Raw genomic sequence first — 24,524 nt, forward strand, 5'->3', positions numbered from 1 at the left:
GAGGCGGATAAGGATGGAGCGATTGCGGCCTTGCGGACGTTGATCCCATGTCCGCAAAGTGAGTTTGTTCATGATCCAGCCAGCAACGAAAGAAGATGGCCACACGCATGGCGCGCATGATCATGCGGCGGGTGCTAGTTCGCGAAGCCTCGCGATCGCTTTGGCGCTGACTGCGCTGTTTCTGATCGCTGAACTCGCCGGAGCCTGGCTTTTCAACAGCCTCGCGCTCTTATCCGACGCTGCGCACATGTTCACCGATACAGCAGCGCTGGCGCTCGCGCTGGTTGCCGTCCGGATCGGGCGAAAGCCCGCGGATGCCCGCCGCACCTATGGTTATCGCCGCGTCGAGATCCTCGCGGCAGCCTTCAATGCGTTGCTTCTGCTTGCCATCGCCGCCTATGTGCTCGTTGCGGGGGCAAGGCGCCTTTTCGCGCCCGAGGATGTCGGCTCGATCGGCATGCTCGCCGTCGCGGCCGTCGGGCTCGCGGTCAATCTCGTCGCCATGCGCGTCCTCGCGCACGGCACGCGGGACAGCCTCAATGTCAAGGGCGCCTATCTCGAGGTCTGGGCCGACATGCTGGGATCGCTCGGCGTGATCGGCGCGGCCGGCCTCATCTGGCTGACCGGCTGGCGCTGGGTCGACCCTCTGGTCGCGATTGCAATCGGGCTCTGGGTAGTTCCGCGCACCTGGATATTGCTGCGCGATGCCGCCAATATCCTGCTACAGGGCGTGCCGCGCAGCGTCGACCTCGACACTGTCCGCGCGCAAATCCTGGCTTGCGGGGGAGTGGTCGCGGTCCATGAACTTCATCTCTGGTCGGTCGCCGGGAACGACATGAATTTCACCGCGCATATCGTTACCGCGACGCCTGATGGGCACGGCAGGGTCCGGCGGGAAGTGGCGGAAACATTGCAAGAGCAATTCGGCATTACGCACGCGACGCTACAGCTCGAAACGACGGGACGCGCGTGCAAGACGCCCGCGCACCCCTGACGCCTGTGCCCGAACCGGGAGATCATACGCGCCGGGTGGTACGACGGCTATCGCATATGGGCAAACTCGCCCGACCGGCGGCATCTGCTGGTCCCGCAATTCCGCAGATGGGAGCTGCGTCGGCGCGGCTAGAGTCCCGCGATTTCCCCGCTGTCGATCGCTTTGCGGACGCAGGCCTTTTGCGCCGCGTTCGCCGCAACGGGATCGGTCCGGGCGAGTTGTTCGGCGGCAAGTTTCGCGCCCGCCATCTGGTCCGCAGGGACGGTCTCGACCGCGACATCCCACCAGTCGCGTATCTGCCAGCTCGGGCCGGAAACCGGGCCTTCGGCCGCGATCTTCTCGATGAACAGTTCGACATGCGCCCGGCACGCCGCCGCGTCGAGCCCGGAGCCGGCTTCTGTCCGCGCGGCGACAGCGGCGCGCATCTCACGATGAGCGCGGTAGCGCGCAAGCAAAGCCAGCCCGTCGATATCGGGCGTGCGGCGCACCGCCAGCGCGGGATCACGGCGGCACATCATCTGCGCGGCGTGCCGCGCGAGATCATTGGATGGCGAGGCAAGCTCGGCGCGCCCGAATTTGCGCAGCCGCTTGCCACCCGCGGAGAATTCGCTGCCGGCGAGCATCTGGACCTGCAAGGCAGCACAGTCGGCGCGATAGGTCGCCAGCATGAAGGCTTCGCCGCGCGGGCCATCGGCAGGCAGGAGAAAGGCCCCGGCATAGTCGATCTGCCCGCCCCCGCGATCGACCCAGCGCAGATCGAAATATTTGGCGCCGTCGGGCCCAAGCGTGTCGGGCACGGGATTGGCTTGTCCCGACCGCGCAACGAGGTCGGCGAGTTCCGCCTCGGTTTCGGCCTCCCCGGCTTCACCGGCCGCGGCCAAGGCTAGCCGATACTGGCCCTGCGCGGCGTCGGGCGCGCCGAGCGCAGCATAGGCACGGCCAAGATCGAGATGCCACGCGGGCAGGATGGCGAGCATATGATGACGCGGCGCGACGAGCGTTTCGAGCATGTCGGCGGCTTCGCGCGCGCGGCCTCCGTCAAGGGCCTTCCGCGCCGACCGCGCCAGATCGGCATCGCGATCGACCTGACTTTGCCCGGAGGGTGGCGGCGGAGCGGCCAGCGAAGGCGCGGCCGCCGAAATTGCCGTAGCGATCCCGGCCAGCAAAAATCTGCGCGAGGCAAGCGCGCCGATGACGCGCCGTAGCAATGTGCAACTCGTCGGGGCGCCAGCGACCTTAGATGTCCGCATATCGATCGACGGTGCGCGCCGCCCCGCAAGAGCCGATACCGCTTTGTCCATGCCCGCCCCCTTCAACCTTCAAATTCAGCTTCGAGCAAAAGGCCCCGAAGTCAAGAGCGTAGCGAAGATCATCCCAGGCCAGGACCGCACGCGGATTGCCTATCCTGCGGAGCAGAACCCCTTGCCTGCCCGGCCGCGGGTCCCGCTGGACAGCCGGGCGTACCGTCAGCGGGATGGAAAGGGCAGCCGGCTGGCGCCCCTCCCCCCTCTGGCTCGACTAGAAGCGATAGCCCCCAGCGAACACGACCTGATGGCGCGACGCCTTGAGCCCGGTGCCGACACCGGCATAGCTATATTCGCCATAATCGGAATAGCGATATTCCAGCCGCCCGAAAATCGGACCCGATACATATTCTGCTCCGCCGCCAAGGCGATAGCCGTCCAGATTGTCGCCCTCGGTGAGGCTGCTCGTGCCGTCATTATATTTGAGCTTCACCCGGGCATTGGTGTAGCCGCCCTTGGCAAAAAGCAGGACATTGTCGCTGGCCGCAAAGCCGATCCGCGCGCCGACATAGAGGTCACGGCCGGTCACGAGCGATGCCCGGTCCCCCGGGACAACGACGTCGGAGACGCTTTCCTCGGCGGTCGAGTCGGAGATCTCGGTTTCGATTCCGAGGATCGCTCCACCCAGATCGACATCATAGCCGGCGGTCAGGCCATAAGCGAAGCCGCCTTTCGAGCCGCTGTCGCCGTCGAGTTCGAGCTTCACGCTGTCATAGCCTGCAATGGCGCCGAGCTTGAAACCCGCCAGACCGCTGCTGTCCTGCGCGTGCGCGGGAACCGCGAAAAGCGTTGCGGCAAATGCCGCCGTCATCATCTTTCTCAATTTTTCCTCCTGTTGACGAGCGCTTGGCTCGCGCCCGGAAGAAAAGGCGCAACGAGCTAAGTCAAACTCACTTCGGATATAATTGTCGATAAATTTTGCTTGTTGCCGTTGCGCCACAATTGCGCGCAATGTCTCTGGCGCACGTCGCGGGATCGCCGACACCACATGCACTGTCGATCCGATCGGATGAGCATCGCACTATTCGGGCTAGACCGCCCGTCTGCAGTGGATCTGCGTCATTGTCCTAGGGCGACGCAACGTCAGCCCGCGGAGCCGCCGATTTCGCGCAGTGTCCCCGCGTTTGCAAAATAAAGCTCCTCGAACAATGCGGGCGGGACCGGGGGGCCGAACCAGTAACCCTGCCCCTCCTCGCATCCCTGCTCGCGCAAGAAGGCTGCATCCTCGGCCGTTTCGACGCCTTCGGCGATTACAGAAATGCCGAGACGGCGCGCCATGTCGATCAGCGTGGTGACGATGATGCGCTCGCGCGGTGCACTACGCACCATCCGGGTGAAGCTCTTGTCGATCTTGATGTGGGTGACGGGCAGCGTGCGGAGCAGGTTGAGCGACGCAAAGCCGGTGCCAAAGTCGTCGAATGCGAGGTGCACGCCCTGATCGCGCAGTGCACCGAGCTGTTCGACGATCGGTGCTTCGCCCTCGATCAGGATATTCTCGGTGATCTCGAGTTCCAGTGCACTGGGCGCCAGGCCGCGGCGCGCGCAGACGCCGCGCACCAGCTGCGGCAGATCGCCGGCGCGAAACAGCGCCGCCGAGAGATTGATGCCCATCCGGAAATCGGGTGCGCGAGCGCGCCAGAAAGCTGCGCAGACGCTGGCCTCCTCGACGACCCAGCGCGCGACCGGCGCGGCGAGCGGCCCGGCTTCGAGCGCGGCAAGGAACGCGGCGGGCTCGAGCAGTCCGCGCTCGGGATGTTTCCACCGGATAAGGGCTTCGGCCCCGGTGAGCGCACCATCGGCGAGGCAGAACTGCGGTTGATAGAATAGACAGAATTCGCCGGCTTCGAAGGCCCGGTGCAATTCGGCGTCATACATGCGCCGTGCGACCGCTTCGGCGCGCAGCGCGGGCACATAGACATAACGCGACCCTGGCCCGAGCTGGCGAGCCTGGAACAGCGCCAGTTCGGCGCTGCCGATCAGCGCGTCGGCCTCACCGCCATGATCGGGCGCGAGCGCGATCCCGACATGGCCCGACAAACGATGTTCGACGCCATCAATATGGATAGGAGCGGCGATCGCTGCAATCATGGCCTCTGCCAGGGCATCGATCGCCAGAAGCGCGTCCGCCGCGACAAGCAGCGCAAAGGCAGCGCCGCCGCAACGCGCCGCCATATCGGATCCCGTAACCAGCGTGCCCAGCCGCGTCCCGATTTCGCCGAGCACCGCATCGCCCGCTGCCTGACCGAGCGCGTTGTTGACGTCTCCGAAGCCCGCGAGATCAGCGACAAGGAGCGCGTGCGGCGCGCCGGCGACGGCGGCTTCTGCCAGGCGCGCGCGCAGGAGATTGCGATTGGGCAGGCCAGTGAGCGCGTCATAATTCGCCAATCGGTAGAGCGCGTCATGCTCGGCCTGCGCTTCGGTCATGTCCCGCACGATCGTGCCGAAATGGATGACACCATTCTCGAACCAGTGCGACCAGTGAATCTCGCCCGGAAAGCGGGTGCCATCGGCCCTCACTCCCGTGAGCGGTGTCGCCTCGGTAACCGGCGTGCCCCCTCCGCGGACGCGCGCGATCGCGGCGTGGACGAGCGGATGATCGCGCGGATCGATGATGCTGTCGATCGGCTCGCCGATCATCGCCGCGGCATCGTGACCGAACATCATGCTCGCTGCCGCATTCCAGGCGGTTACGCGCGCTCCGGCATCGAAGCAGATGACCGCATTGGGTGACGTCGCGGCGCTCGCGGCAAAACGATTGGGCCGGGTTGCCGCCTGAACGCCGAGCCGGCGAAGCTCGAGCTTGTCCGACACGAGATCGGCGAGCGCGCGCAATCGCGCCCGGTCCCCGGGCGACAGGCCGGCGCGCGGCGCCGGATCGAGCACGCACAGCGCGCCAAGCGCATGGCCGGACGGCGATCTGAGCGCGGCCCCGGCGTAGAAGCGGATGAGCCCGTCAGCGACGAGCGGATTGTCGTGAAAGCGCGGATCGAGCGTCGCATCCTCGACGACGAGAATATCCTGGGCATTGATCGCATGCGCGCAGAAGCTCGCATCGCGCGACATGTCGCATGCCCCAACGCCCTCGCTTGCGGCGAAAAAGACATGGTCATCGCCGATCATGTTGACGGCAGCCGCGGGACAATCGAAGGTGCGCGCCGCCATTTCGACGATCGGCTGCAGGCCGGGCAAGCCGAGTGCGGGGTCTATCCCATATTCTGCGAGCGCTGCGAGCCGTCCGACTTCGTCAGTGCTTCGTTCGGGACATCGCAAGGCCGGCCTCCTCTCCCCGCATGATAAGCCATGCTTTGGTCAAATCGGCGTTAATCAGACCCCCAATAGGTCAATATTACATTGGTAAAGCCAGCGCGATCGCAACCATTTTGGTCTCAATTTTCCCGCCAGCGGCCCGCGGATGGCGGCGGGCGCGCCGCGCAATGGCGCGGCGCGGATCGCGCGGGTGCAATTTTGGCCCGCCAAGCCTCTAATCTTTGATCTGGCGACCGATACAGCAAGCAAGGCCGCTGGCGGGAACCCGTCTCGCGGAGGACCCTGCGGCCAGGCACCTCTCCGCTCAACCGCCGCGACATGGAAAATGATGAGGCAGGCTTGGCCGAACACGAAGCCGCGCCGACGAACATGCGCAACCATCCTTCGCTTTGGATGGTTCGTGCTTCGGAGCGGGGGCAGAAGAGGAAAGCAGAATGACCCGCAAAGCCAAAGCCGGAAAGGTCGGTGAAAACAGCAAGGAGAAGCGCGGAAAGCAGATCGCGGCAGCCAAGCTGCGCAAGCAAGTGGGCGACAGCAAGTCGATCGCCGCGCCGCTGGTCGATAGCGAAGCGACGCTGGCGCGCAAACCCGAGTGGGAGCCGCGCTATCGGGGTTCTGATCGCCTTGCCGGGAAGGTCGCGATTGTGACCGGCGGCGACAGCGGCATCGGCCGCGCGGTCTGCGCACTCTTCGCGCGCGAAGGGGCCGACATCGCCATCGTCTACAAATCGAACACGCGCGATGCCGAAGCGACGGCCAGGATCGTCGAGGCCGAGGGACGAACCTGCCTGACCATCAAGGCCGATGTCGGGCGGAAAGATGCCGCGGCGAAGATCGCGGACGAGACGATCGCCAAATTCGGTCGCATTGACATATTGGTGAACGATGCCGGCGAACAGCATCCCGCCGAGGACATCCGCGACATTTCGGTCGAACAGCTCGAGCGGACCTTCGCCACCAATATATTCGGCATGTTTTATCTTGTTCAGGCGGTACTACCGCACCTGCGCGCGGGCTCGGCGATCGTCAACTGCACCAGCGTCACCGTGTACCAGGGAAGCGCCGGACTGCTCGACTACAGTGCGACGAAAGGCGCGATCACCGCCTTCACCCGGTCGCTGAGCGAAAATCTCGTCGGCAAGGGCATTCGCGTGAACGCGGTCGCACCGGGGCCGATCTGGACACCGCTCAACCCGCGCGGCGGCGCGCCCGCCGAAAAGGTCGCGACGTTTGGCGAGAGCACGCCGATGAAACGACCGGGTGAGCCCAATGAGGTCGCACCCTGTTTTCTGTTCCTCGCCTGCGAGGACAGCAGCTATATGTCGGGCCAAGTGCTTCACCCGAACGGCGGCACCATCGTCAACGGATGAGCGACCCCGCTCTGGCGAGCGCCGCCGTAGGTGGCAGTTGCCCGCCCCTCACTCAAAATATCTACACGAGCCCCCGTCACTGCGGCGGTGCGCGCAGGACAGCGGACGAACCATGGCTGATCCAGCGCGTAGAGCCATCTGCGACCAGGCGGCTCACGCAAAAAGGCGAGGCCGGTGCGCGCTCTGCGGAGGGGCTGCGTCGCCTAACGCAGCCTCTTACGGACGGATGGGTCTCGGTCGCTCGGTCACCCGTTCGGACTGCAAGGCAGACCGTCGCGCGACGCCCATGAAGCTCCCCGAGCCGGCGGGCCCGCACGCCGGGCCGGTGAGCCGAGGGGTGCTGCACCATGGACGCCTTGATCAGCGATCGACCATCTTGCTCTGTGAGGGATCCCAGTCACCCGCGTTGAGGTGCCCCTGGAAGTCGGGCACTGGCCGCGCCCGAGCTTCCTCGGGGGTTGCCGCGATGCCGTGTGCCTCTATGTCGGCGATCAGCCATCTCATCTCGGAGATTTCCTTGCGCTGGGTCCGTATGATCCCGTTCGCAAGAGCGCGCACGCGCGCATCGTGGATGCGGGCCCGCTCGCTGGTCAGAATGGCGATCGAATGGTGCGGCACCATCGCGGACATATAGTCGGTGTCACCGACGGTTATCTGGCTGCGGACGAGAAAGAGCGAGCCGGCGAATACGGCCGCCGCGGCGCCGATTATGATCATATTCTTCTGCGAATTACGGTACATTGCGCGCATGAAGCCCAGCATGATCAGCGCCATTGCGGCGCCCATCACCAAGGTCATCCAGAAACGCGTCTCGCTCCACAGGACATGATCGAGCGCATAGCTATTGAGATACATGAGCCCGAACATCACCGCGGTTGAGGTCCCCACCATCGCCATGAAGCGCAGGTAGTTGCCGTTGTTCGAGCCGGCTTCATGCAGACTGTGGTTCATATTGCGTCTCCTCCGGAGCCCCCGCAGGAAGAAGCGCGCCGGACGTCTCAGGGGTTCCCGCGCCCTGCGACGCGCGGCGCCTTACGCTCGAACAATATCCGGACTCTCCGGCCGGCAGAGACGGCTTGCGGGCCGTCCTTCGGTGGGCGCCGCATCAGCTATCGAAGAGCTCGACATGCGTCTCGGCGGTGCGCCCGTAATAGACCACGCGCCGGCCCAGGAAGGAGACATGATAGCCGGCGCAGCCGGCCGTCTTGGCCTGCGCACTGAACGCGGCATAGCTGTAGTGGGGCACGTCCGACTGCGCCCAGCGCACCAGCGCCGCGATGCGCGCGTCATCGAAGCGGGCCGAAACGTCCTCTGAACAGGATGGCATCGCGAGCTCGACGCTGTCGCCGTCGGGGAGATAATATATCTGCATGGCCCGGCGATAGTCGACATCATAGCCTTCGAAACCCGCGTCGATGAGCTTGCCGACAATCTCGGGGAAACTCACGCGTCCGTCGTAAGCAGCGTTTAGGCAATATTCGGCGGTGGCGGTCTGGTCGGCGTGCATGTTCACTTCCTTTCGTTCGAAGATCTTTGCGCTCAGTCGACAGGAGCGGCCGAGAGGCCGTTCCGGGCGATCAGCGTCTCTAGAAGGGCGCGCAGCTCGGCGCGTTCGGCATTGCTCATCACCGCAAAAAAATCGGCATCATTGCGATCGGCAAGCGCAGCAATCGCATGCACCTTCTGCGCACCGGCCAGCGAGAGCGAGAGGCTGTGGCCCCTTTTATCGACGGGATTTTCGCGCCGCTCGACAAGGCGCTTGGCAATGAGCCGTTCGGCGAGCTTGCTGATCGCTCCTCTGGTCATCCCCATCTTCGTGGCAAGTACCGATGGCGCCATCTCGGTCTCATCATAGAGCGAGCGCAGCATGACCCATTCGGCGACAGTCACAGCTTCGGCTGCGATCTTGCGCGCAAACTCGTGCGACACTGCGTTCGAGACGCTGCGCATCAGATATCCGAGATGCGCCGTCAATTCAGAAACACCGCTCATGGCCGCTCCCTTCGCCGCCCGGTCGCACAATGACGTTTCCTAGTCAACTATATTGGGCGGAGAGGGCGAGGCTGCGACTTGGCACGGGTCAGCGACCACGCCCGGAGGGCGAGCGTTCCGCCAACCGCGTCGGTCGGCGGCGGCGCGGCATCGAGCGGGCGAATGCGCAGAGGTTTGATTTCTGTCGGTCGGCTCGGCCAAGGCCGAGGTTCACCGGTCTGCATGCGACCAGCGGAGCGAGCCACGATGCGGGACGCGCGTCGATCTTGTCGCCGGGACTTTTCCGATGCGCGCCGCAACCGCTGCCCGCGAGATCGCATGTGCGGGCGCGCTGGTGGCCCGGCCCCAAGCGTAGGAAGTGCCGTCAAACATCATTTCGGATCGAACTTGATCTATTTTATGTCGGCCGCCGATCGCTGCGGCTAAGCATCGCCTCCCATTCTGCTGCGCGCGACCCGGAGCAGATGTGAGTCTGCCTCCAGCTGGCGTAGCCATATTGCCACGGGGGCCGGAAGGGCTTCGCCGAACGCGAAGCCCTTCTTGGCTTATCGTGCCGCCGACATGCGGGCAGCCGTTCGCTCCGCCAGCATTCCCGCAAGCCAGAATACACCGCCTAAACAAAATGGTGCGATCGACAGGGTACCGGCCAGATCCGATGCCTCTCCCCAAATTGCCCGTTCGGCGGTGAATTCAAACGCCCCGGCTGGCACGCGCCGAAGCGGCGGAACAATTAGCGCGCGAATTCGTAAGGCCAGGCAGAGGCGCTGGTACGCCTTGTCACCGGAGAGAGGATATGAAGAAGCTGCTGACAATTTTCGCGATCAGCGGATCGCTGCTGGTCTTGTCGGCCTGCAACACGGTCGAAGGAGCGGGCAAAGACATCGAATCGGTCGGCGATTGCGCCGATGGCGTCAAGGGCAACTGCTAGGATTAACGCCGCTTTTGCGAATGCCGCGAACGGAGGCCGCGTCGGTTGCCACGCACGGAGCGTGATCGCGTTCGAGTGAAGTTGCTCTGTCGTCAGCCGCGCCGAGACGCTGGCGACCCTTCGGCGGATACGACCGCCGAGGGTCCCCATGCATGCACGCCTTCCTTCCGTCCCCCTGATTGTCGCCTCTCCGCCCGTTCCCGGTTCTGCCGCACCATATTGCCTTGCGCCGCTTATTTGGCTTCCTTAGCCGACAGCGCCCTTTTCGCTGCCGCTCATCTGCGGCGCGATATACTCTTCCTGCCAGTGCGTCTGCCGCCTTGCCGCTGCGTCTGACCGCGTTGCCCGCACAAGAAAAGGCCCGCCGAGGCGGGCCCAGTTTGCCACGGGGTATGGCGGGAGCTCAGGATTCGGTGCCGGGCGTGCCCAGCTTGGGTGCCTTGCCATCTTCGATGCGGCCTTCATTGCGAAGGTCGCGGCCTTCCTGCGCTTTGCGCTTGGCCTCGGGGCTGTCACCATTTTCATGCAGCTCTTCCTTCACATAGCCGGCGGCTTCCTTGATCTTTCCTTCGATGCTCATGCTGTCCTCCAATTGATTTGACATCGGATCAACCCCTTGAATCAGAAGAAAGTTTCCTTTGCAGAAGGCGGTATATTTTTGCTGCGGCAGGAAACATTTGCCCGGTGCGGGTGTTGCGCGCGGGCGGCCGAGTGCGAGGGGACCGACGGCGCCGGGCACGAGGGCGCGGAAATTCTCGGCAGCTTCGCCGCAATGGTGCGGCGGCACTAGCGAAGCGATGCCTTCCCCCTTTTTCAATAGCCCCCCGCCCCGTCCGCCGCCTCGCCTGCGACACGACCGCGAATTCTTTGCCTGCCGCGCGGAACATCGAGGCGCCGCGCAAGTTCCTGAGGAACGCTGACAAATTTGACTCATTCTCGTCGCTTCCCATGAGCGCGGGATAGCTTGCTATGGGCTTCAAATGACAAGCAGGATATTGATCGTCGAGGACGACCCGCTAGTGGCGATGATGATCGAGGGTTTCCTCGACGCCCTCGGCTGCGAACTTGCCGGCTGCGAAGGTAGTCTGGCCGGCGCTCTCGCGCGCTTGGCATCGCCCGATTTCGATGCGGTGATCCTGGACGTTCATCTTGCCAATGGCGAGACGAGCGAGGCGGTGGGAAAGGCGCTCCGCGAGGCAGATATTCCCTTTGTCGTCGCGACGGGCGACGGCGGCGCTGCTCGGTCCGGATTCGGAGAGGCAGCCGTGGTACGCAAGCCTTTTACCCTCGATGCGCTTGCGGCGGCCCTCGCCAGCATTGGCGTCTAGCGGCACTTCAGCCTGGCTCCGTCTATCGCGATCCATCCCACGCCGCGCGCCAGCGCCTTCGCGACTGCGGCGGCGCGGCCTCGCGACGATGATCGATCAACCGAGGAAAAAGACCGACCAGGATCCTGACAGGTACGTCCGCCTTTACCGGCGACGCCTTGCGGCAAATGACGCAATAAGCGGCATCGACGCGCGACGTTGACCGACCGATGCGCGAAGCGCTGCGCGCTCGGCAATCTCGATATTGCGCGTTCCGCGATAGCGGTTAGAGCATTGCACACCATAAGCCGAGCGCACGTCGTCCGCGGCAAGGAAAGGCATTGATAATGTTCGACCGCGACAAGGCGCCACCCGGCATGGGTGTGTTTCTGGCCAAGCTGCTCAGCCACAGCCTCCTGTCCACCGAAGACCAGGCGGCGATCGCCGCTCTGCCGCATCGCACGCGGCACCTTGAACCCAATGACTATATCCTGCGCGAAGGCGAGCGATCCGATATCTGCCCGGTGCTGCGATCGGGCTTTGCTTACCGCCAGAAGACGACCCCCGATGGCGGCCGCGAGATCGTCGCGATCAAGATCCCTGGCGACCCGCTCGATTTCCAGTCGATGTATCTTCGCACCGTCGATCATAATTTGCAGGCGCTCACCGCCGTCGAACTGACCGTGATCATGATTTCGGATTTCGAGCGGCTCGTGCAGGCCCGACCCGCGATCGCGCGCGCCGTCATGGTCGATATTCTCATCGAAGCGTCGATCGGTCGCAAATGGCTGCTCAACAACGGGCGCCGCAACGCACTCGCGCGGCTCGCCCATCTTTTGTGCGAGCTCCACTTCCGGCTGGACGACACCCACTGGGGCGGGCTCGACGTGCGCAAAATGCCGCTCACCCAGGAGCAGCTTGCCGACGTTCTCGGGTTGACGCCGGTGCATGTGAACCGGACCCTCAAGGCGCTCGAGCGCTCGGGTTCGATCGTCCGCGAAGGTCGCGGGATCCGGATTGCCGATCTCGATGCCCTGATCGCGGTCGCGGACTTCTCCGACCTCTATCTCCACCGCGATCAGTCCTGATCGGCTGAGGCAGACGCAAGCCGGGCAGCGACTTTTCCCGCGCGTGTGCCCGGTTCCGCAAGCTTGCCCCCCCCTCGCGCAACCCGCGCCAATTGCGCGCGCGGCAAGCATATCGCGAGTCGCCCAATGCGCGACGCCACCTGAAAAACTCGTGTTTAACCCATGTTAAACGGGGTCTTTTAGCGCGCGGTAAATCGGCACTCCAGCGGAACGGTCAGCTTCCCGCAATCGTTCATCCATCACACAGAATGGAGACCAATCATGAACAACGACACGATCAAGGGCAATTGGGAACAGGTCAAAGGCCATGTTCAGAAGAAATGGGGCGAACTCACCAACGACGAGGTCGACCAGATCAACGGCAGCCGCAAGGTGCTTGCCGGCAAGATCCAAGAAAAATATGGCCGCGCCCAAGATGAAGCCGAGCGCGAGATCGACGAGTTCGAAAACAGCTACTGATCTCCGCGAGGTTCAGGAAAGCCCGCGCGCTGCTGCCGCGCGGGCTTTTTCATGTGCGGAACAGCCTATTGGCGCAAGCTTCGCAATAGGTCAGGCTATCCGAGGCGCCGACCGGCACGTCTTATCGCGCCCAACGCCAAGCTTGCGCCGCGCCGGCCCTTCCCCGGGCAAAAAGGCTCAGATGGCGGGCTCGAAGACTTTGAGTTCGCCGGCCTTGAGGGGCAATAGGATTCGGGCCCGCATTCCCCGTCCGCCCGCCTGACCGGGCTCATAATGCACCTCAGCGCGGTGCGTTCGCGCGATCGCATCGATGAGCTTTGTACCCAGCCCGGTGCCTTGCGCCGGGACGCCGGCCGAAAAACCAGGCCCGTCATCTTCGACGCCGAGTTCGACCGTGCGATCGCCGCTCTGGCGCAGAATAATCCTCACTTCGCCGTCTTCGTCGTTCCCATAGGCATATTTGCAGGCGTTGCTCACCCATTCATTGGCGATCATGCCGAGCGCGACGGCCTTGTCGGTGGCGATCCGCAGGGGTTCGGCCTCGGCGCGCACGTCGCGGCGCGCCGCGCCGGTCGACCAGCTGGCGCCGAGGTCGGCGGCGAGGCCCTCCAGATAGTCGTCCATCGCGACGAATTCGACGTCATTGCTGGTGTAGAGACGGCGGTTCACCTGCGCGACGGTCGCGATCCGCTGCTGGGTCTTCTTGAGCGCTTCGCGCGCTTCGGGGTCGGGAAGCGTTTTCGCCTGGAGCGCGACGAACGACATGATCATCTGGAGATTGTTCGCGACGCGGTGATTGACTTCAGTCAGCAGCGCCTCGAGCCGTGCGTTGCTGGCCCTGAGTTCTTCCTCCGCGCGCTCGCGATCGCGGCGGAGGCTGGCGCGTTCGAGGACCTGCCCGAAGGTGCTTGCCAGCAGGTCGAAGAAATCGCTGCCCACCGATTTCACGACATAATCGTCGGCGCCCGCCTTGAGCGCGGCGACCGCGACGCGGCTTTCCTCCGAACCCGTCACATAGACGATCGGCGGACAGCCCGCGACGCTGCGCAGTGCTTCGAGCGTCGAAAGCCCGTCCTGCTCCGGCATATAATGATCGACCGCGATAAGGTCGAAACGCCCCGCACGGGTCATCGTCACACCCTCGGCGCCGCTCGCTGCCAGGCTGACGGTGAACCCCTCGCGTTCGAGATTGCGCGAGACGAGGCGGCGGATGCCCTCGTCATCGTCGATATAGAGAATATGCGCCACGCTCGACGAAGCCCTTCCGGTCAGGCCTGATCGGGATCGGGGACCTGGATCACCGACAAAAAGAGGCCGAGCTGGCGGATCGCATCGGCGAAATTCTCGTAATTCACGGGCTTGGTGATGTAGACATTGCAGCCCAGATCATAGCAGCGCTGGATCTCGACCTTGTCGTCGGTCGTCGTCAGCACCACGACGGGCGTCCGCCGCAGCGCACTGCCCTCGCCTTTGAGCCGCGCCAGAATATCGGTCCCGCTCATGTCGGGAAGATTGAGATCGAGAAGGACGAGCGCCGGACCGTTGCGCGCCGGCCCCTCTTCGGCGTCATAGAGAAAGTCGAGCGCCGACGTGCCGTCGGTAAAGTGATGGATGGCGTTCGAAATGCCGGCGCGGCGGATATTCTTTTCGATCAGCCGGGCATGACCTTCGTCATCCTCGATCATCACGATATTCACGGATTGCTGTTGATCAGGCATTTTCTTCTCCGCCTTTCCATTCGACCGGCAATGTGAGACGGAAAATCGATCCCTCGTCCAGCGCCGATTGCACGTCGATCGTGCCGCCAAGGCGATAGGCAAGCGCCCTGGCGTGTGCGAGACCGATGCCCTCGCCGGGCTGGTCCTGTGTTCCCGACCTTCTGAAAAGGTCGAAGATGCGATCATGGTCGCGCGGGTCGATCCCGCGGCCATTGTCCTTTACCTCGACGTATGCCCGTCCATATTCGCATTGCCCGCTGACGGCGATCACGCCCGCCCGCCCGGGCTTGAGATATTTGAGCGCATTTTCGATGAGGTTCGAGAGTATCTGTTCGACGGCGAGCCGGTCGTTGACGATCTGCGGCAAATCGCCGATTTCGAGCCGCGTCCCGGTTTCCTGGATGCGGTGCTCGAGGCTGTCGGCGATCGTCTTGACGACGAGCCCAAGGTCGAGCCGTTCGGGCGCCAGCGACCGCCGACCCTGGCGCGACAGATTGAGGATCGCGTTGATGAGCCGGTCCATCTTCTGGGTGGAGCTGCGGATGAAGCCGATCGCTTCGGGAAGGTCTTCCTCGATCGCGAGGCGGGTCGCGGGATCGGGCGCCTGCCAATTTCCTTCCTCGCTGCGCGCGAGATAATCGGCGATCGCCTTGCGCGCCGCTTCCAGCTCGGCGGTGAAGCCCATCACATTGACCAGCGGCGAGCGAAGGTCGTGACTGACGATATAGGCGAAGCGCTGGATCTCGGCATTGGCCCGGCTGAGCTCGGCGGTGCGCGCTTCGACAAGCTCCTCGAGGCTTTCGTTCAAATGGCGAAGCTGTTCGCGCGACAGGCGAAGGTCGACGAGATTGCGGCGAATGAGAAGAAGCGTGATCGCGGCGACCGCCAGAATGAGCAGCCCGGTGATCAGCAACGTGGTGTTGAATAGCGCCTGCGTGCGCCGCTGCTTGCTTTCGCGCTCGCGAAGCAGCGCGAGTTCGTTCGCCATCATGGCATCGACCACCCTGCGAACGTCGCGGACATAAGCGACCCCCGTATCGCTCGCAAACCCCTCGACGACCGCGCGCCGTGCCGCGATGCCGCCGCCGATCGCCTTGCGATTATAGGCGCCATAAGCGTCGATGAGCTTGCGAAGCCGCGCCACGCGCGCCACCTGCTCCGGATTGTCCCGGATCAACGCGCCAAGTTCGCCGAGCTGTGCCCGGGCGCTCTCCTCGGCCTTGTCCATGATCGCGGCGAAGCGCGGGTCGTTGGTCAACAAAAGCCCGCGTCTTGCGGTCTCCATCCGCTCATTGGCGCTCGCGAAGGCGCCAAGTCGCGCCTCGACCAGCAGCGTGTGCGAGACGCGCTGGGCAATTTCCTCATTCTGGCGCTGGGTCCAATAGGTTGCCGCGGCAGCAACGAGCAGCGCGACAAATCCGAGCGCGAGCAGCGCTACGATAGTGCGGCTTGCGCGGCGGTCGCGTCCGAGCGACGCGATCTTCTTCGATTCCATAGAGGTTGCCGTCTCCGCGCCGCGAGTGGAGAAGACCCATGGCGAGACCGGACAGATTGCGCAAGCCCTCGAAAAGCGAACGCAGGAACGCTGGCCGGGCGAACTTAACCTAGATCAAACTGCCGCGCCTATCGCCTCTCAGGTTCAATCGACCGAGCGGTGGGCGAGCTACTCCTCATCCCCGAAGCGTGCCGCGAAAAATATGGCCAGCATGAGCATGATCGCAAATGCGACCAGCCCGATAAAAAGCATCCCCTGCCTCATGCCTCCATCCTTACCAGACCTAGCCGACCACACAATCGCATTGGATCCGTCTTGCCCGCCGCGTTGCCGCTATTGATAAAAGCCCAATGACATCCACTGGTCGCCGTGCGGCGCTGATGATTTGCTTTTCTATATTTTAGAATGGAAGCGGCAATTTTATCTCACTGTTTAGGATGGCCGCCTCCGCGTAGATCGACTGTACCCCGAATGATCGGGATCACCGATCTTCCAGAGAAGGAGTGCCACCCATGTCGATCAAAGCCACCCCGACCCCCGCCAAGGCGCTGCTGGATCCAAGCGATCATGCGCTGGTCCTCATCGATTTCCAATCGCAGATGGCGTTCGCCACCAAGTCGATCGCACCCGAACTGCTTCGCAACAACGCGGCACTGGTCGCCAATAGCGCTGCCGGCTTCGCCGTCCCGACCATACTGACCACGGTTGCCGAGAAGAGCTTCTCGGGCCCGATGTTCAGTGAGATCACCGATGCATTTCCGGGGCAAGCGCTGTTCGATCGCACCAGCATGAACACCTGGGAAGACGCCGCCGTGATCGGCGAAGTCAATCGCATTGGCAAGGAGCGGCTCGTGTTCGCCGGCCTCTGGACCTCGGTCTGCATCGTTGGCCCCGTGCTCTCGGCGCTTGAACAGGGCTATGACGCCTATGTCATCACCGACGCGAGCGGCGATATCTCGACCGAAGCGCATGAGCGCGCCGTCGAGCGCATGGTGCAGGCCGGCGCGAAGCCGATCACCTCGCTGCAATATCTGCTCGAACTGCAGCGCGACTGGGCGCGCGCCGAAACCTATGACCTCACGACCGGCATCGCTCGCAAATGGGGCGGCGCCTACGGCCTTGGGATCACCTATGCCAAGACGATGTTCGGCGCCTCCGAGGCCTCGAAGTGATTTCACCCGCCGGACCGGAGGGTTGTTGAATCCGGTCCACTCCATCCAAATGCTGAAGGGAATTTGTCATGAGCTATGTAACCACAAAGGACGGCACCCAAATCTTCTACAAGGACTGGGGTCCGAAGGACGCGCAGCCGATCGTCTTCCATCATGGCTGGCCGCTGTCGTCGGACGACTGGGACAACCAGATGCTCTTCTTCCTCGCCAAGGGGTACCGCGTCGTGGCGCACGACCGCCGCGGTCATGGCCGGTCGCAGCAGGTGAGCGAGGGTCATGACATGGATCATTATGCGGCCGATGCGGCGGCCGTGATGGAACATCTCGACCTGCGGAACGCGGTTCATATCGGGCACTCGACGGGCGGCGGCGAAGTCGCAGCCTATGTCGCCCGCTACGGCATTCCCCAGGGCCGCGTCGCCAAGGCGGCGCTGGTATCGGCGGTGCCGCCGATCATGCTGAAGACCGACCGCTATCCCGGCGGCCTGCCGATCGAAGTGTTCGACGGAATCCGCAGCGAACTGGCGGCCAACCGGTCGAAATTCTTCCGCGACCTGCCCTCGGGCCCCTTCTACGGCTTCAACCGCGAGGGTGCGACCGTCATTCCTGCCGTAATCGACAATTGGTGGCGTCAGGGCATGATGGGCAGCGCCAAGGCGCATTATGACGGGGTCAAGGCCTTTTCGGAAACCGACCAGACCGAAGATTTGAAGGCGATCAGCGTGCCGACCCTCGTGCTGCACGGCGACGATGATCAGGTCGTGCCGTACAAGAATGCCGGCGTACTCCAGGCCGAAATCCTGCCGAATGCGACGCTCAAGATCTACGAGGGCTTCAGCCACGGCATGCTGACGGTCAACGCCGACGTCATCAACCCCGACCTGCTGGCCTTCGTACAGGCCTGAGGCAAATAAGGGAGAACGGACCCGTGAAAATCTATCTCGTCTCGCTGGGCGCCGGACTGCTCGCCGGTCTTGTCTACAGCCTGCTCGGTGTCCGTTCTCCCGCGCCTCCGGTCGTCGCGCTGGTCGGCCTCGCCGGAATCCTGCTCGGCGAACAGATCGTCCCCGTCGTAAAGCGCCTCGCCGATACCACTGAACTGGCTCGCTTCGTCCGCGAAGATTGTGCACCCCAAGTCCTCGGCGCACCGCCGCAGCGCCGCGAGCATGACGCATGAACCCGATAACCCGCCGCCAGGCGCTTGCCGGCGCCGCCACCACCGCCCTTCTCTCATCATCGGAAAGCTTCGCCATGAGCCCCAAGGATCTGATCATCGTCAACGCCAAGGTGACCACGCTCGACAAGGGCAATCCCGTCGCCGAAGCGGTCGCGATCCGCGACGGAAAATTTCTGAGCGTCGGCGGTGAGCAGGCGGTCCGCGCCGCCGCCGGACCCGACGCAACCGTCATCGATGCCAAAGGCCGCCGTCTGATCCCGGGGCTGATCGACAGCCACATCCACGTCATCCGCGGCGGGCTCAATTATAATATGGAACTGCGCTGGGACGGCGTGCCGAGCCTCGCCGAGGCGATGGCAATGCTGAAACGCCAGGCGGAACACACCCCGCCGCCGCAATGGGTGCGCGTCGTGGGCGGCTTTACCGAGCATCAGTTCGCCGAAAAGCGCCTGCCGACGCTCGACGAGATCAACGCCGCGGCGCCCGAGACGCCAGTGTTCATCCTCCACCTCTACGACCGCGCGCTGCTTAATGCCGCCGCGCTGCGGGCGGTCGGATACACGAAGGACACGCCGAACCCGCCGGGCGGCGAGATCGTCCGCGACGCCGCGGGCAACCCGACCGGTCTGCTGCTGGCGCAGCCCAATGCGACCATCCTCTATGCGACGCTCGCCAAGGGTCCGAAGTTGCCCGAGGAGTATCAGCTCAATTCGACGAAGCACTTCATGCGCGAACTCAATTCATTGGGCGTGACCAGCGTGATCGACGCGGGCGGCGGCTTCCAGAACTATCCCGACGATTACCAGATCATCGAAAAGCTGCATCAGGATGGCGAGATGACGCTGCGCATCGCGTACAACCTCTTTACGCAAAAGCCGAAGGAAGAGCTCAAGGATTTCGCGACCTGGTCGACCCAGGTTAAACCCGGCGACGGCGACGACACTTACCGCCACAATGGCGCGGGCGAGATGCTCGTCTATTCGGCCGCCGACTTCGAGGATTTTCGCGTCGAGCGGCCCGACATGCCGGCCAGCATGGAAAGCGACCTCGAACCCGTCGTCCGCTTGCTCGCGGAACGGAAGTGGCCGTGGCGGCTCCACGCGACCTACGACCAGACAATCGGCCGCGCGCTCGACGTGTTCGAAAAGGTCAACAAGGATATCCCGCTTCAGGGCCTCAACTGGTTCTTCGACCATGCCGAGACGATCAGCGAGCGCAACATCGACCGCATCGCCGCGCTCGGCGGCGGCATTGCGGTCCAGCACCGGATGATGTTCCAGGGCGAATATTTCATCGAACGCTATGGCGCCAAGGCCGCCGAAGCGACCCCGCCGATCAAGCGGATGATGGAGGCCGGAATCCCCGTCGGCGCGGGCACCGACGCGACGCGCGTCGCGAGCTACAACCCGTGGGTCTCGCTCTCGTGGCTCGTAACCGGCAAGACGCTCGGCGGCACGAACCTCTATCCCGTCCGCAACCGCCTCGACCGCGAAACCGCGCTGCGCCTGTGGACCGAAAAGAATACATGGTTCTCGAACGAGGTCGGCAAGAAGGGACAGATCAAGGCCGGCCAGCTCGCCGATCTCGCCTTGCTTTCGGATGACTATTTCAGCGTCGCCGAAAGCGAGATCGTGCATCTGCGTTCGGTGCTGACCATACTCGGCGGCAAGATCGTGCATGGCGAGGGCGATTATGGCCCGATCGCCCCCACGCTGCCCAAGCCGATGCCCGACTGGTCGCCGGTCGCGACCTTCGGCGGCTATCATCGCCGCCCCGAAGGCGCGCAGAAGATGGCATCCGCATGCGGCTGCGCTTCGTCTTGCGCCGTCCACGGCCATGACCATGCCGCAGCGCTCGGCGCCAACACCCCCGCCGCCGACGTCCAGAGTTTCTGGGGCGCGTTCGGCTGCGGTTGCTGGGCAGTCTGATCGATGAACGCGCCCGCTCCCATCGCCCGCCTGCTTGGCAAGCGCGGCTTCTCAACCCTTGCTGCAGCGCTTCTCACCTTGCCTTATTGGACGAGCGGGATCACCAAATTATTCGATATGTCAGGCGCGCTTGGCGAGGCCCGGCATTTCGGGCTCGAACCTGCGATACTCACCGTCATCGCAACAATATTCGTCCAGATCGGCGGTTCGCTCCTCGTCATCCTTGGCCGCCAGGCGTGGCTCGGCGCGGGCGCGCTCGGCGTATTCACCGCCGCGGCGACGCTGATCGCGCATCCCGTCTGGGAGGTCGCCGACCAAATGGCGCGCTTTCACGAGCGTAACAGCTTCCTTGAACATGTCGGACTGATCGGCGGCCTGATGCTCGCCGCGATCCTGCGGACGCAAAAATCATGACCGACACGGCTTCCCCTCCCCCGCGTCCGCTCGCAAGCCCGCTATTCCGCGCGCTGTGGATTGCCACGGTCGTCTCGAACATCGGCACCTGGATGCACGACGTCGGGGCGGGCTGGCTGATGACCTCGCTGTCGCCCGATCCGCTGATGGTCGCATTGGTGCAGGCCGCCACAACCTTTCCGATGTTCGTCCTCGCGCTTCCCGCCGGAGCGCTCGCGGATATCGTCGACCGGCGCAAGCTGCTGATGGGGGCGCAACTGTTCGGCCTAACCGGCGCGGCAATTCTGTCGGCATTGACGCTCGCGGGTCTGACCGACGCCCGGGTCCTGCTCGCCTTTACCGCCGCCATCGCGATTGGCGCGGCCTTTTCGGCGCCTGCCTTCCAGGCGATCGTCCCCGAACTCGTGCCAGGACCCGCACTGCAACAGGCGGTCGCGCTCAATTCGCTGGGCGTCAACATCGCGCGCGCGATCGGCCCCGCGCTCGGCGGCCTGATCATCGCAGCATCCGGGCCGGGCGCAGTATTCGCCGTCAATGCCCTTTCCATCCTCGGCATATTGGTGGTGCTCGCGCGCTGGCGGCGTGTCGCTCCCGATCGGCACCTGCCCGCCGAGCATATGGTAGGCGCGATGCGCGCCGGCTTGCGCTATGCGCTGCGAGCGCCCGAACTCAAGGTCGTGCTCGTCCGCTCAGTCGGCTTCTTCCTCTTCGCCAGTGGTCTCTGGGCGCTGCTGCCGATCATAGCGCGCCGCGACCTCGGGCTCGGCCCGCTTGGCTATGGCGGCCTCCTCACCTTCATGGGATTGGGCGCGATCGGCGGCGCGATGCTGATGCCAAAGCTGCGCGGCACAATGGGCGCCAATGCGATCACCCTCGCCGCCTCGATCCTGCTCGCCATCGCCATGGCGGGCTTGTCGCAGGCTGCGCAATTCGCGACCGCTGCGGCGGCGTTGTTCGTCGCGGGACTCGCATGGATCGCAATGATGGCGTCGCTCAACGGCGGCGCTCAGGCAACCTCGCCGGGCTGGGTCAAGGCGCGCGCGCTCGCCATCTACCTGCTCATTTTCCAGGGTTCGATGGCGGCGGGCTCGACCTTGTGGGGATCGATCGCCTCGCACATCGGCGTGCCATCGACCCTGCTTGCGTCCGCCACTTTGCTCGTTGCAGCGAGCCTGATCCTCGCCTGGCGCTTTCCGCTCGACCGCGCGAGCGCGCTCGATCTTGCGCCTTCGTCGCATTGGCCTGCGCCGCTTGTCGACGGCGCGGTCGAACATGACAGCGGACCGGTGCTGGTGACGATCGAATATCACGTCGACCCGGCGAAGCTGTCCGACTTCTTCACCGCAATGCAGGCGATGCGCCGCATTCGCCGCCGCGACGGCGCAATCCATTGGGGTGTTTACGAGGATACCGCGGCGCCCGGCACAGTGGTGGAAACCTTCACCGTCGAAAGCTGGCTTGAACATCTGCGCCAGCATGATCGCGTCACCAACGCCGACCGCGTGCAGCAGGACGCGCTCGCTGCCTTTCTGAACGGCGAGGCGCCAGTCGTGCGCCATTTCGTCACCCGCTGATGCGCCACCTCCTGCTCCTCGCCGCGCTCGCGCCCGCAACGGCCTTTGCGCAATCGGTCGAGCAGACCAATTTGCGCTACGACGAGGATTGGTCGCTTCTGCGCGACATGCCGCGCGAAGGCTGGCGGCAGCCCAAATATGTGCCGCTCGATGACACGGGCGATGCCTATCTGACCCTCGGCGCCGAAGCACGGGCGCGTTTCGAGGGCTTCGGCAACAATCTGTGGGGCGATCCGCCGGCGCCCGACGATGGCTATCTCTGGCTGCGTGTCATGCCGCATGCGGATTTTCACGCCGGCCCGGCGCGCGTCTTCGTGCAGGGTATCGCCGGCTATGCGCGCGGTGTCGCTGCGGGCAAGGGCCCGGCCGACGAAAGCGGGATCGACCTGTTGCAGGGTTTTGCCGACGTCCGCGTCGCGCTGGGCGGGGCCGGCAAGCTGACACTGCGCGGCGGGCGTGAACTCGTTGCGCTCGGGTCAGAGCGCCTTGTCGGCATCCGCTATGGCCCCAATATCCCGCAGGCTTTCGACGGCGTGCGCGCAATCGCGGATATTGGCCCGGTCCGCCTCGACGCATTTCATCTCCGCCCCGTGGCGATCGGTGCCGGCGATTTCGACGACCGCACGTCAACGACCCGGCGGCTCGACGGGCTTTACGTGACCGTCACGCCCGCCAAGGACATCGGGGTCGACGCCTATTGGCTGGGATATTCCAATGAAGCCGCGCGCTTTGCCAGTCGCGCCGGGCGCGAGATGCGCGACACATACGGGCTGCGCTTCTTCGGACGCCGCGGCGACCTGGGCTGGAATTGGGAAGCGATGCTGCAGCGGGGCCACTTCGCGGGCGACCGTATTCGCGCCTGGTCGCTCGCGACCGAAACCAGCTGGAGCTTTCCGCAGGCGGCCCTGAAGCCGCGCCTGCGCCTTCGCGCAAACATCGCCAGCGGCGACCGCGATGCCACGGACGACAGACTCGGCACCTTCAATGCACTATTCCCGAAGGGCAAATATTTCGGCGAACTGTCGCCGATCGGGCCGCGCAACATCATCAACCTCCATCCCAGCATCGATTTCGACCTTGGCGATGGGGCGTCGCTCGAACTCGTCGCCGCACGCTTCTGGCGCGAAAGCCGCGGCGACGGCATCTACGACATACCGGGCGGCCTCATCCGTCCCGCTGGCGGCAGCGAAGCGCGCCACATCGGCGACCAGCTGGAAATTTCGGTTGCTTGGCAAGCGACGACGCTTCTGTCCTTCGCCGCCTCGCTCTCCGCCTTTCGCCCCGGCTCTTATATCCGCGACACGGGACCAGCCCGCACGATCCAAATGGTTGGAGCCGAGGCAATGCTGAAGCTCTAGAGATCGATCATCCCGCCAAGCTCGGCATCATCCTGTCCGAGCTCGACAAATTGTTCGAGCAGCCACAATGCCGCCGGGCCGGGCGGCGTGTCACGGCGCCAGACGCCCGCAAAGCGATAGGTCCCTCCTGGATGATCGGGCATCGCAAGCTGGATCAGCGTTCCCGTGACAAGATCGGACTCGATCATCGGCAGCGGCATATTGCCCCAGCCTATGCCTTCGCGCAGCAACGCGTGCTTGGCGCCGAGATCGGCAAGTCGCCAGGTCTTGGGACTCATCACCGAATAGTCGCGCCCCTCGGTGAACCGCGATCGGTCGGTCAGGACAAGCTGCGTATAGTCGCGTCCCGCGCCCGGCGGGATACGTTCCATCCGGCTAAGCGGGTGGTCAGGCGCGGCGACCGGGACCATTGGGATCGATCCCGCCGCTATGCATTCGACCCCCTCGACCCCGGCGGCCAGCGGCCCCGATATGCCAAGGATCGCCTTGCGATCGAGAACCATTGCGGTAATCGCCCCGAGCGCTTCGACATGAAGCCGCAGCTGCACCGTCGGGAACTCGGCCGCAAAAGCACGCAGCACCTTGCCGAGCCTTTCGGACGGCAGCATCACGTCGACCGCGAGATCGACCTCGGCCTCCAAGCCGTCGAGCATCCCCTTTACCTTGGCGCGCAGGCCATCGATACCGACGGAAATCGCGCGAACTTCCGACAACAGCGCGCGGCCCGCGACGGTGAGCTGCGGTTTGCGCGTTCCCTCGCGTTCGAAGAGCGTGAGGCCGAGCTGCGCCTCAAGATTGGAAATACCGTAGCTGATCACCGAAACCGCGCGATTGAGCTGACGACCCGCCGCCGCGAAGCTGCCCGTGTCGACGATAGCAAGGAAGATGCGAAGCTGGTCCAGCGTCGGGGTGCCGGGATTGTTCACTTTTCCACTTCCTCGAACAGTTCGATGCAATTTATCCCACTGAACCAAATGGC

General features: G+C 64.2%; 24 protein-coding genes. 13 read left to right on the plus strand and 11 right to left on the minus strand.

Going from position 1 to position 24,524, the window contains the following annotated elements:
* Nucleotides 1–58: 58 nt before the first annotated feature.
* Nucleotides 59–994 (plus strand): cation diffusion facilitator family transporter, encoded by a 936-nt coding sequence (locus tag ACT17R_RS02890; protein WP_234178588.1) that lies wholly within the window; start codon nt 59–61, stop codon nt 992–994.
* A gap of 128 nt (nt 995–1,122) precedes the next feature.
* On the opposite strand, the gene ACT17R_RS02895 is transcribed toward ACT17R_RS02890, so the two are convergent.
* The 3 genes from ACT17R_RS02895 to ACT17R_RS02905 all read right to left on the minus strand — a co-directional run bounded on the left by ACT17R_RS02895 (nt 1,123) and on the right by ACT17R_RS02905 (nt 5,487).
* Nucleotides 1,123–2,295 (minus strand): hypothetical protein, encoded by a 1,173-nt coding sequence (locus tag ACT17R_RS02895; RefSeq protein WP_186402733.1) that lies wholly within the window; start codon nt 2,293–2,295, stop codon nt 1,123–1,125.
* A gap of 217 nt (nt 2,296–2,512) precedes the next feature.
* Nucleotides 2,513–3,112, minus strand: a complete 600-nt coding sequence (locus ACT17R_RS02900) for an outer membrane protein (protein ID WP_254535684.1) — start codon at nt 3,110–3,112, stop codon at nt 2,513–2,515.
* Between the two features lie 269 nt (nt 3,113–3,381).
* Nucleotides 3,382–5,487 carry a putative bifunctional diguanylate cyclase/phosphodiesterase gene (locus ACT17R_RS02905; protein ID WP_444808954.1) on the minus strand — a complete coding sequence of 702 codons (2,106 nt, stop codon included), beginning with the start codon at nt 5,485–5,487 and terminating at the stop codon, nt 3,382–3,384.
* A 512-nt stretch (nt 5,488–5,999) separates the two neighbouring features.
* Between ACT17R_RS02905 and ACT17R_RS02910 the strand changes: the two genes are divergently transcribed.
* On the plus strand, nt 6,000–6,935 hold the full coding sequence (locus ACT17R_RS02910) for an SDR family oxidoreductase (protein WP_444808955.1): 936 nt from the start codon (nt 6,000–6,002) through the stop codon (nt 6,933–6,935).
* A gap of 360 nt (nt 6,936–7,295) precedes the next feature.
* Here ACT17R_RS02910 and ACT17R_RS02915 read toward each other — a convergent pair whose 3' ends face one another.
* From ACT17R_RS02915 to ACT17R_RS02925, 3 genes are all read right to left on the minus strand, one after another.
* A complete protein-coding gene (locus tag ACT17R_RS02915; protein ID WP_234178586.1) occupies nt 7,296–7,886 on the minus strand; it encodes a DUF305 domain-containing protein in 591 nt (196 codons plus the stop codon).
* A 154-nt stretch (nt 7,887–8,040) separates the two neighbouring features.
* Nucleotides 8,041–8,442 (minus strand): hypothetical protein, encoded by a 402-nt coding sequence (locus tag ACT17R_RS02920; RefSeq protein WP_062900493.1) that lies wholly within the window; start codon nt 8,440–8,442, stop codon nt 8,041–8,043.
* A gap of 32 nt (nt 8,443–8,474) precedes the next feature.
* Nucleotides 8,475–8,957, minus strand: a complete 483-nt coding sequence (locus tag ACT17R_RS02925; RefSeq protein WP_444808956.1) for a MarR family winged helix-turn-helix transcriptional regulator — start codon at nt 8,955–8,957, stop codon at nt 8,475–8,477.
* Nucleotides 8,958–9,720: 763 nt separating this feature from the next.
* Here ACT17R_RS02925 and ACT17R_RS02930 point away from each other — a divergent pair.
* Nucleotides 9,721–9,855, plus strand: a complete 135-nt coding sequence (locus tag ACT17R_RS02930) for an entericidin A/B family lipoprotein (RefSeq protein WP_086457012.1) — start codon at nt 9,721–9,723, stop codon at nt 9,853–9,855.
* Nucleotides 9,856–10,258: 403 nt separating this feature from the next.
* Here the strand turns inward: ACT17R_RS02930 and ACT17R_RS02935 are convergent, their stop codons facing one another.
* Nucleotides 10,259–10,642 carry a hypothetical protein gene (locus ACT17R_RS02935; RefSeq protein WP_217373589.1) on the minus strand — a complete coding sequence of 128 codons (384 nt, stop codon included), beginning with the start codon at nt 10,640–10,642 and terminating at the stop codon, nt 10,259–10,261.
* Nucleotides 10,643–10,835: 193 nt separating this feature from the next.
* Here ACT17R_RS02935 and ACT17R_RS02940 point away from each other — a divergent pair, with 193 nt between their 5' ends.
* The 3 genes from ACT17R_RS02940 to ACT17R_RS02950 all read left to right on the plus strand — a co-directional run bounded on the left by ACT17R_RS02940 (nt 10,836) and on the right by ACT17R_RS02950 (nt 12,709).
* Entirely contained in the window at nt 10,836–11,183 is a 348-nt protein-coding gene (locus ACT17R_RS02940; protein ID WP_186402727.1) for a response regulator, read from the plus strand.
* 326 nt (nt 11,184–11,509) lie between these two features.
* Nucleotides 11,510–12,250, plus strand: coding sequence for a Crp/Fnr family transcriptional regulator (locus tag ACT17R_RS02945; protein ID WP_186402726.1), 741 nt, complete (start codon nt 11,510–11,512; stop codon nt 12,248–12,250).
* 261 nt (nt 12,251–12,511) lie between these two features.
* Nucleotides 12,512–12,709 (plus strand): CsbD family protein, encoded by a 198-nt coding sequence (locus ACT17R_RS02950; protein ID WP_062900498.1) that lies wholly within the window; start codon nt 12,512–12,514, stop codon nt 12,707–12,709.
* A 177-nt stretch (nt 12,710–12,886) separates the two neighbouring features.
* On the opposite strand, the gene ACT17R_RS02955 is transcribed toward ACT17R_RS02950, so the two are convergent.
* The 3 genes from ACT17R_RS02955 to ACT17R_RS02965 are packed head-to-tail and all read right to left on the minus strand — an operon-like array spanning nt 12,887 to nt 15,922.
* Nucleotides 12,887–13,957, minus strand: coding sequence for a response regulator (locus ACT17R_RS02955; RefSeq protein ID WP_234178581.1), 1,071 nt, complete (start codon nt 13,955–13,957; stop codon nt 12,887–12,889).
* 20 nt (nt 13,958–13,977) lie between these two features.
* Nucleotides 13,978–14,427 (minus strand): response regulator, encoded by a 450-nt coding sequence (locus ACT17R_RS02960; RefSeq protein ID WP_086457017.1) that lies wholly within the window; start codon nt 14,425–14,427, stop codon nt 13,978–13,980.
* Entirely contained in the window at nt 14,420–15,922 is a 1,503-nt protein-coding gene (locus ACT17R_RS02965) for a sensor histidine kinase (protein ID WP_217372567.1), read from the minus strand. Before ACT17R_RS02965 ends, ACT17R_RS02960 begins: the two co-directional genes overlap by 8 nt.
* 512 nt (nt 15,923–16,434) lie before the next feature.
* Between ACT17R_RS02965 and ACT17R_RS02970 the strand changes: the two genes are divergently transcribed.
* The 7 genes from ACT17R_RS02970 (at nt 16,435) to ACT17R_RS03000 (ending at nt 23,545) form a co-directional block, all read left to right on the plus strand.
* Nucleotides 16,435–17,094, plus strand: a complete 660-nt coding sequence (locus tag ACT17R_RS02970) for a hydrolase (RefSeq protein WP_217372568.1) — start codon at nt 16,435–16,437, stop codon at nt 17,092–17,094.
* Nucleotides 17,095–17,162: 68 nt separating this feature from the next.
* A complete protein-coding gene (locus ACT17R_RS02975) occupies nt 17,163–17,999 on the plus strand; it encodes an alpha/beta fold hydrolase (protein WP_217372569.1) in 837 nt (278 codons plus the stop codon).
* A 23-nt stretch (nt 18,000–18,022) separates the two neighbouring features.
* A complete protein-coding gene (locus tag ACT17R_RS02980) occupies nt 18,023–18,271 on the plus strand; it encodes a XapX domain-containing protein (protein WP_186402721.1) in 249 nt (82 codons plus the stop codon).
* Complete coding sequence (locus tag ACT17R_RS02985; protein WP_444808957.1) at nt 18,268–20,199, plus strand: amidohydrolase; 1,932 nt, start codon at nt 18,268–18,270, stop codon at nt 20,197–20,199. Before ACT17R_RS02980 ends, ACT17R_RS02985 begins: the two co-directional genes overlap by 4 nt.
* A gap of 3 nt (nt 20,200–20,202) precedes the next feature.
* Entirely contained in the window at nt 20,203–20,613 is a 411-nt protein-coding gene (locus tag ACT17R_RS02990) for a DoxX family protein (protein WP_444808958.1), read from the plus strand.
* Nucleotides 20,610–22,187, plus strand: coding sequence for an MFS transporter (locus ACT17R_RS02995; RefSeq protein ID WP_062900507.1), 1,578 nt, complete (start codon nt 20,610–20,612; stop codon nt 22,185–22,187). The genes ACT17R_RS02990 and ACT17R_RS02995 overlap by 4 nt, the downstream gene beginning before the upstream one ends.
* Complete coding sequence (locus ACT17R_RS03000; protein WP_444808959.1) at nt 22,187–23,545, plus strand: alginate export family protein; 1,359 nt, start codon at nt 22,187–22,189, stop codon at nt 23,543–23,545. Before ACT17R_RS02995 ends, ACT17R_RS03000 begins: the two co-directional genes overlap by 1 nt.
* Here the strand turns inward: ACT17R_RS03000 and ACT17R_RS03005 are convergent.
* Nucleotides 23,542–24,471 carry a LysR family transcriptional regulator gene (locus ACT17R_RS03005; RefSeq protein ID WP_444808960.1) on the minus strand — a complete coding sequence of 310 codons (930 nt, stop codon included), beginning with the start codon at nt 24,469–24,471 and terminating at the stop codon, nt 23,542–23,544. The genes ACT17R_RS03000 and ACT17R_RS03005 overlap by 4 nt on opposite strands.
* Nucleotides 24,472–24,524: the final 53 nt, after the last annotated feature.

Origin of the sequence: Sphingopyxis sp. Q841 (genome assembly GCF_052384365.1) — a bacterium.
GTDB lineage: Bacteria > Pseudomonadota > Alphaproteobacteria > Sphingomonadales > Sphingomonadaceae > Sphingopyxis > Sphingopyxis terrae_A.

What these genes read in the sequence shown, in the direction of transcription:
- ACT17R_RS02990 (WP_444808958.1), top strand. Translation starts at nt 20,203, where the DNA reads ATGAACGCGCCCGCTCCCATCGCCCGCCTGCTTGGCAAGCGCGGCTTC.
- ACT17R_RS02930 (WP_086457012.1), top strand. Translation starts at nt 9,721, where the DNA reads ATGAAGAAGCTGCTGACAATTTTCGCGATCAGCGGATCGCTGCTGGTC.
- ACT17R_RS02945 (WP_186402726.1), top strand. Translation starts at nt 11,510, where the DNA reads ATGTTCGACCGCGACAAGGCGCCACCCGGCATGGGTGTGTTTCTGGCC.
- ACT17R_RS02970 (WP_217372568.1), top strand. Translation starts at nt 16,435, where the DNA reads ATGTCGATCAAAGCCACCCCGACCCCCGCCAAGGCGCTGCTGGATCCA.
- ACT17R_RS02995 (WP_062900507.1), top strand. Translation starts at nt 20,610, where the DNA reads ATGACCGACACGGCTTCCCCTCCCCCGCGTCCGCTCGCAAGCCCGCTA.
- ACT17R_RS02960 (WP_086457017.1), bottom strand. Translation starts at nt 14,427, where the DNA reads ATGCCTGATCAACAGCAATCCGTGAATATCGTGATGATCGAGGATGAC.
- ACT17R_RS02920 (WP_062900493.1), bottom strand. Translation starts at nt 8,442, where the DNA reads ATGCACGCCGACCAGACCGCCACCGCCGAATATTGCCTAAACGCTGCT.
- ACT17R_RS02975 (WP_217372569.1), top strand. Translation starts at nt 17,163, where the DNA reads ATGAGCTATGTAACCACAAAGGACGGCACCCAAATCTTCTACAAGGAC.
- ACT17R_RS02915 (WP_234178586.1), bottom strand. Translation starts at nt 7,886, where the DNA reads ATGAACCACAGTCTGCATGAAGCCGGCTCGAACAACGGCAACTACCTG.
- ACT17R_RS02940 (WP_186402727.1), top strand. Translation starts at nt 10,836, where the DNA reads ATGACAAGCAGGATATTGATCGTCGAGGACGACCCGCTAGTGGCGATG.
- ACT17R_RS02950 (WP_062900498.1), top strand. Translation starts at nt 12,512, where the DNA reads ATGAACAACGACACGATCAAGGGCAATTGGGAACAGGTCAAAGGCCAT.
- ACT17R_RS02895 (WP_186402733.1), bottom strand. Translation starts at nt 2,295, where the DNA reads ATGGACAAAGCGGTATCGGCTCTTGCGGGGCGGCGCGCACCGTCGATC.
- ACT17R_RS02965 (WP_217372567.1), bottom strand. Translation starts at nt 15,922, where the DNA reads ATGGAATCGAAGAAGATCGCGTCGCTCGGACGCGACCGCCGCGCAAGC.
- ACT17R_RS02985 (WP_444808957.1), top strand. Translation starts at nt 18,268, where the DNA reads ATGAACCCGATAACCCGCCGCCAGGCGCTTGCCGGCGCCGCCACCACC.
- ACT17R_RS03000 (WP_444808959.1), top strand. Translation starts at nt 22,187, where the DNA reads ATGCGCCACCTCCTGCTCCTCGCCGCGCTCGCGCCCGCAACGGCCTTT.
- ACT17R_RS02910 (WP_444808955.1), top strand. Translation starts at nt 6,000, where the DNA reads ATGACCCGCAAAGCCAAAGCCGGAAAGGTCGGTGAAAACAGCAAGGAG.
- ACT17R_RS02900 (WP_254535684.1), bottom strand. Translation starts at nt 3,112, where the DNA reads ATGATGACGGCGGCATTTGCCGCAACGCTTTTCGCGGTTCCCGCGCAC.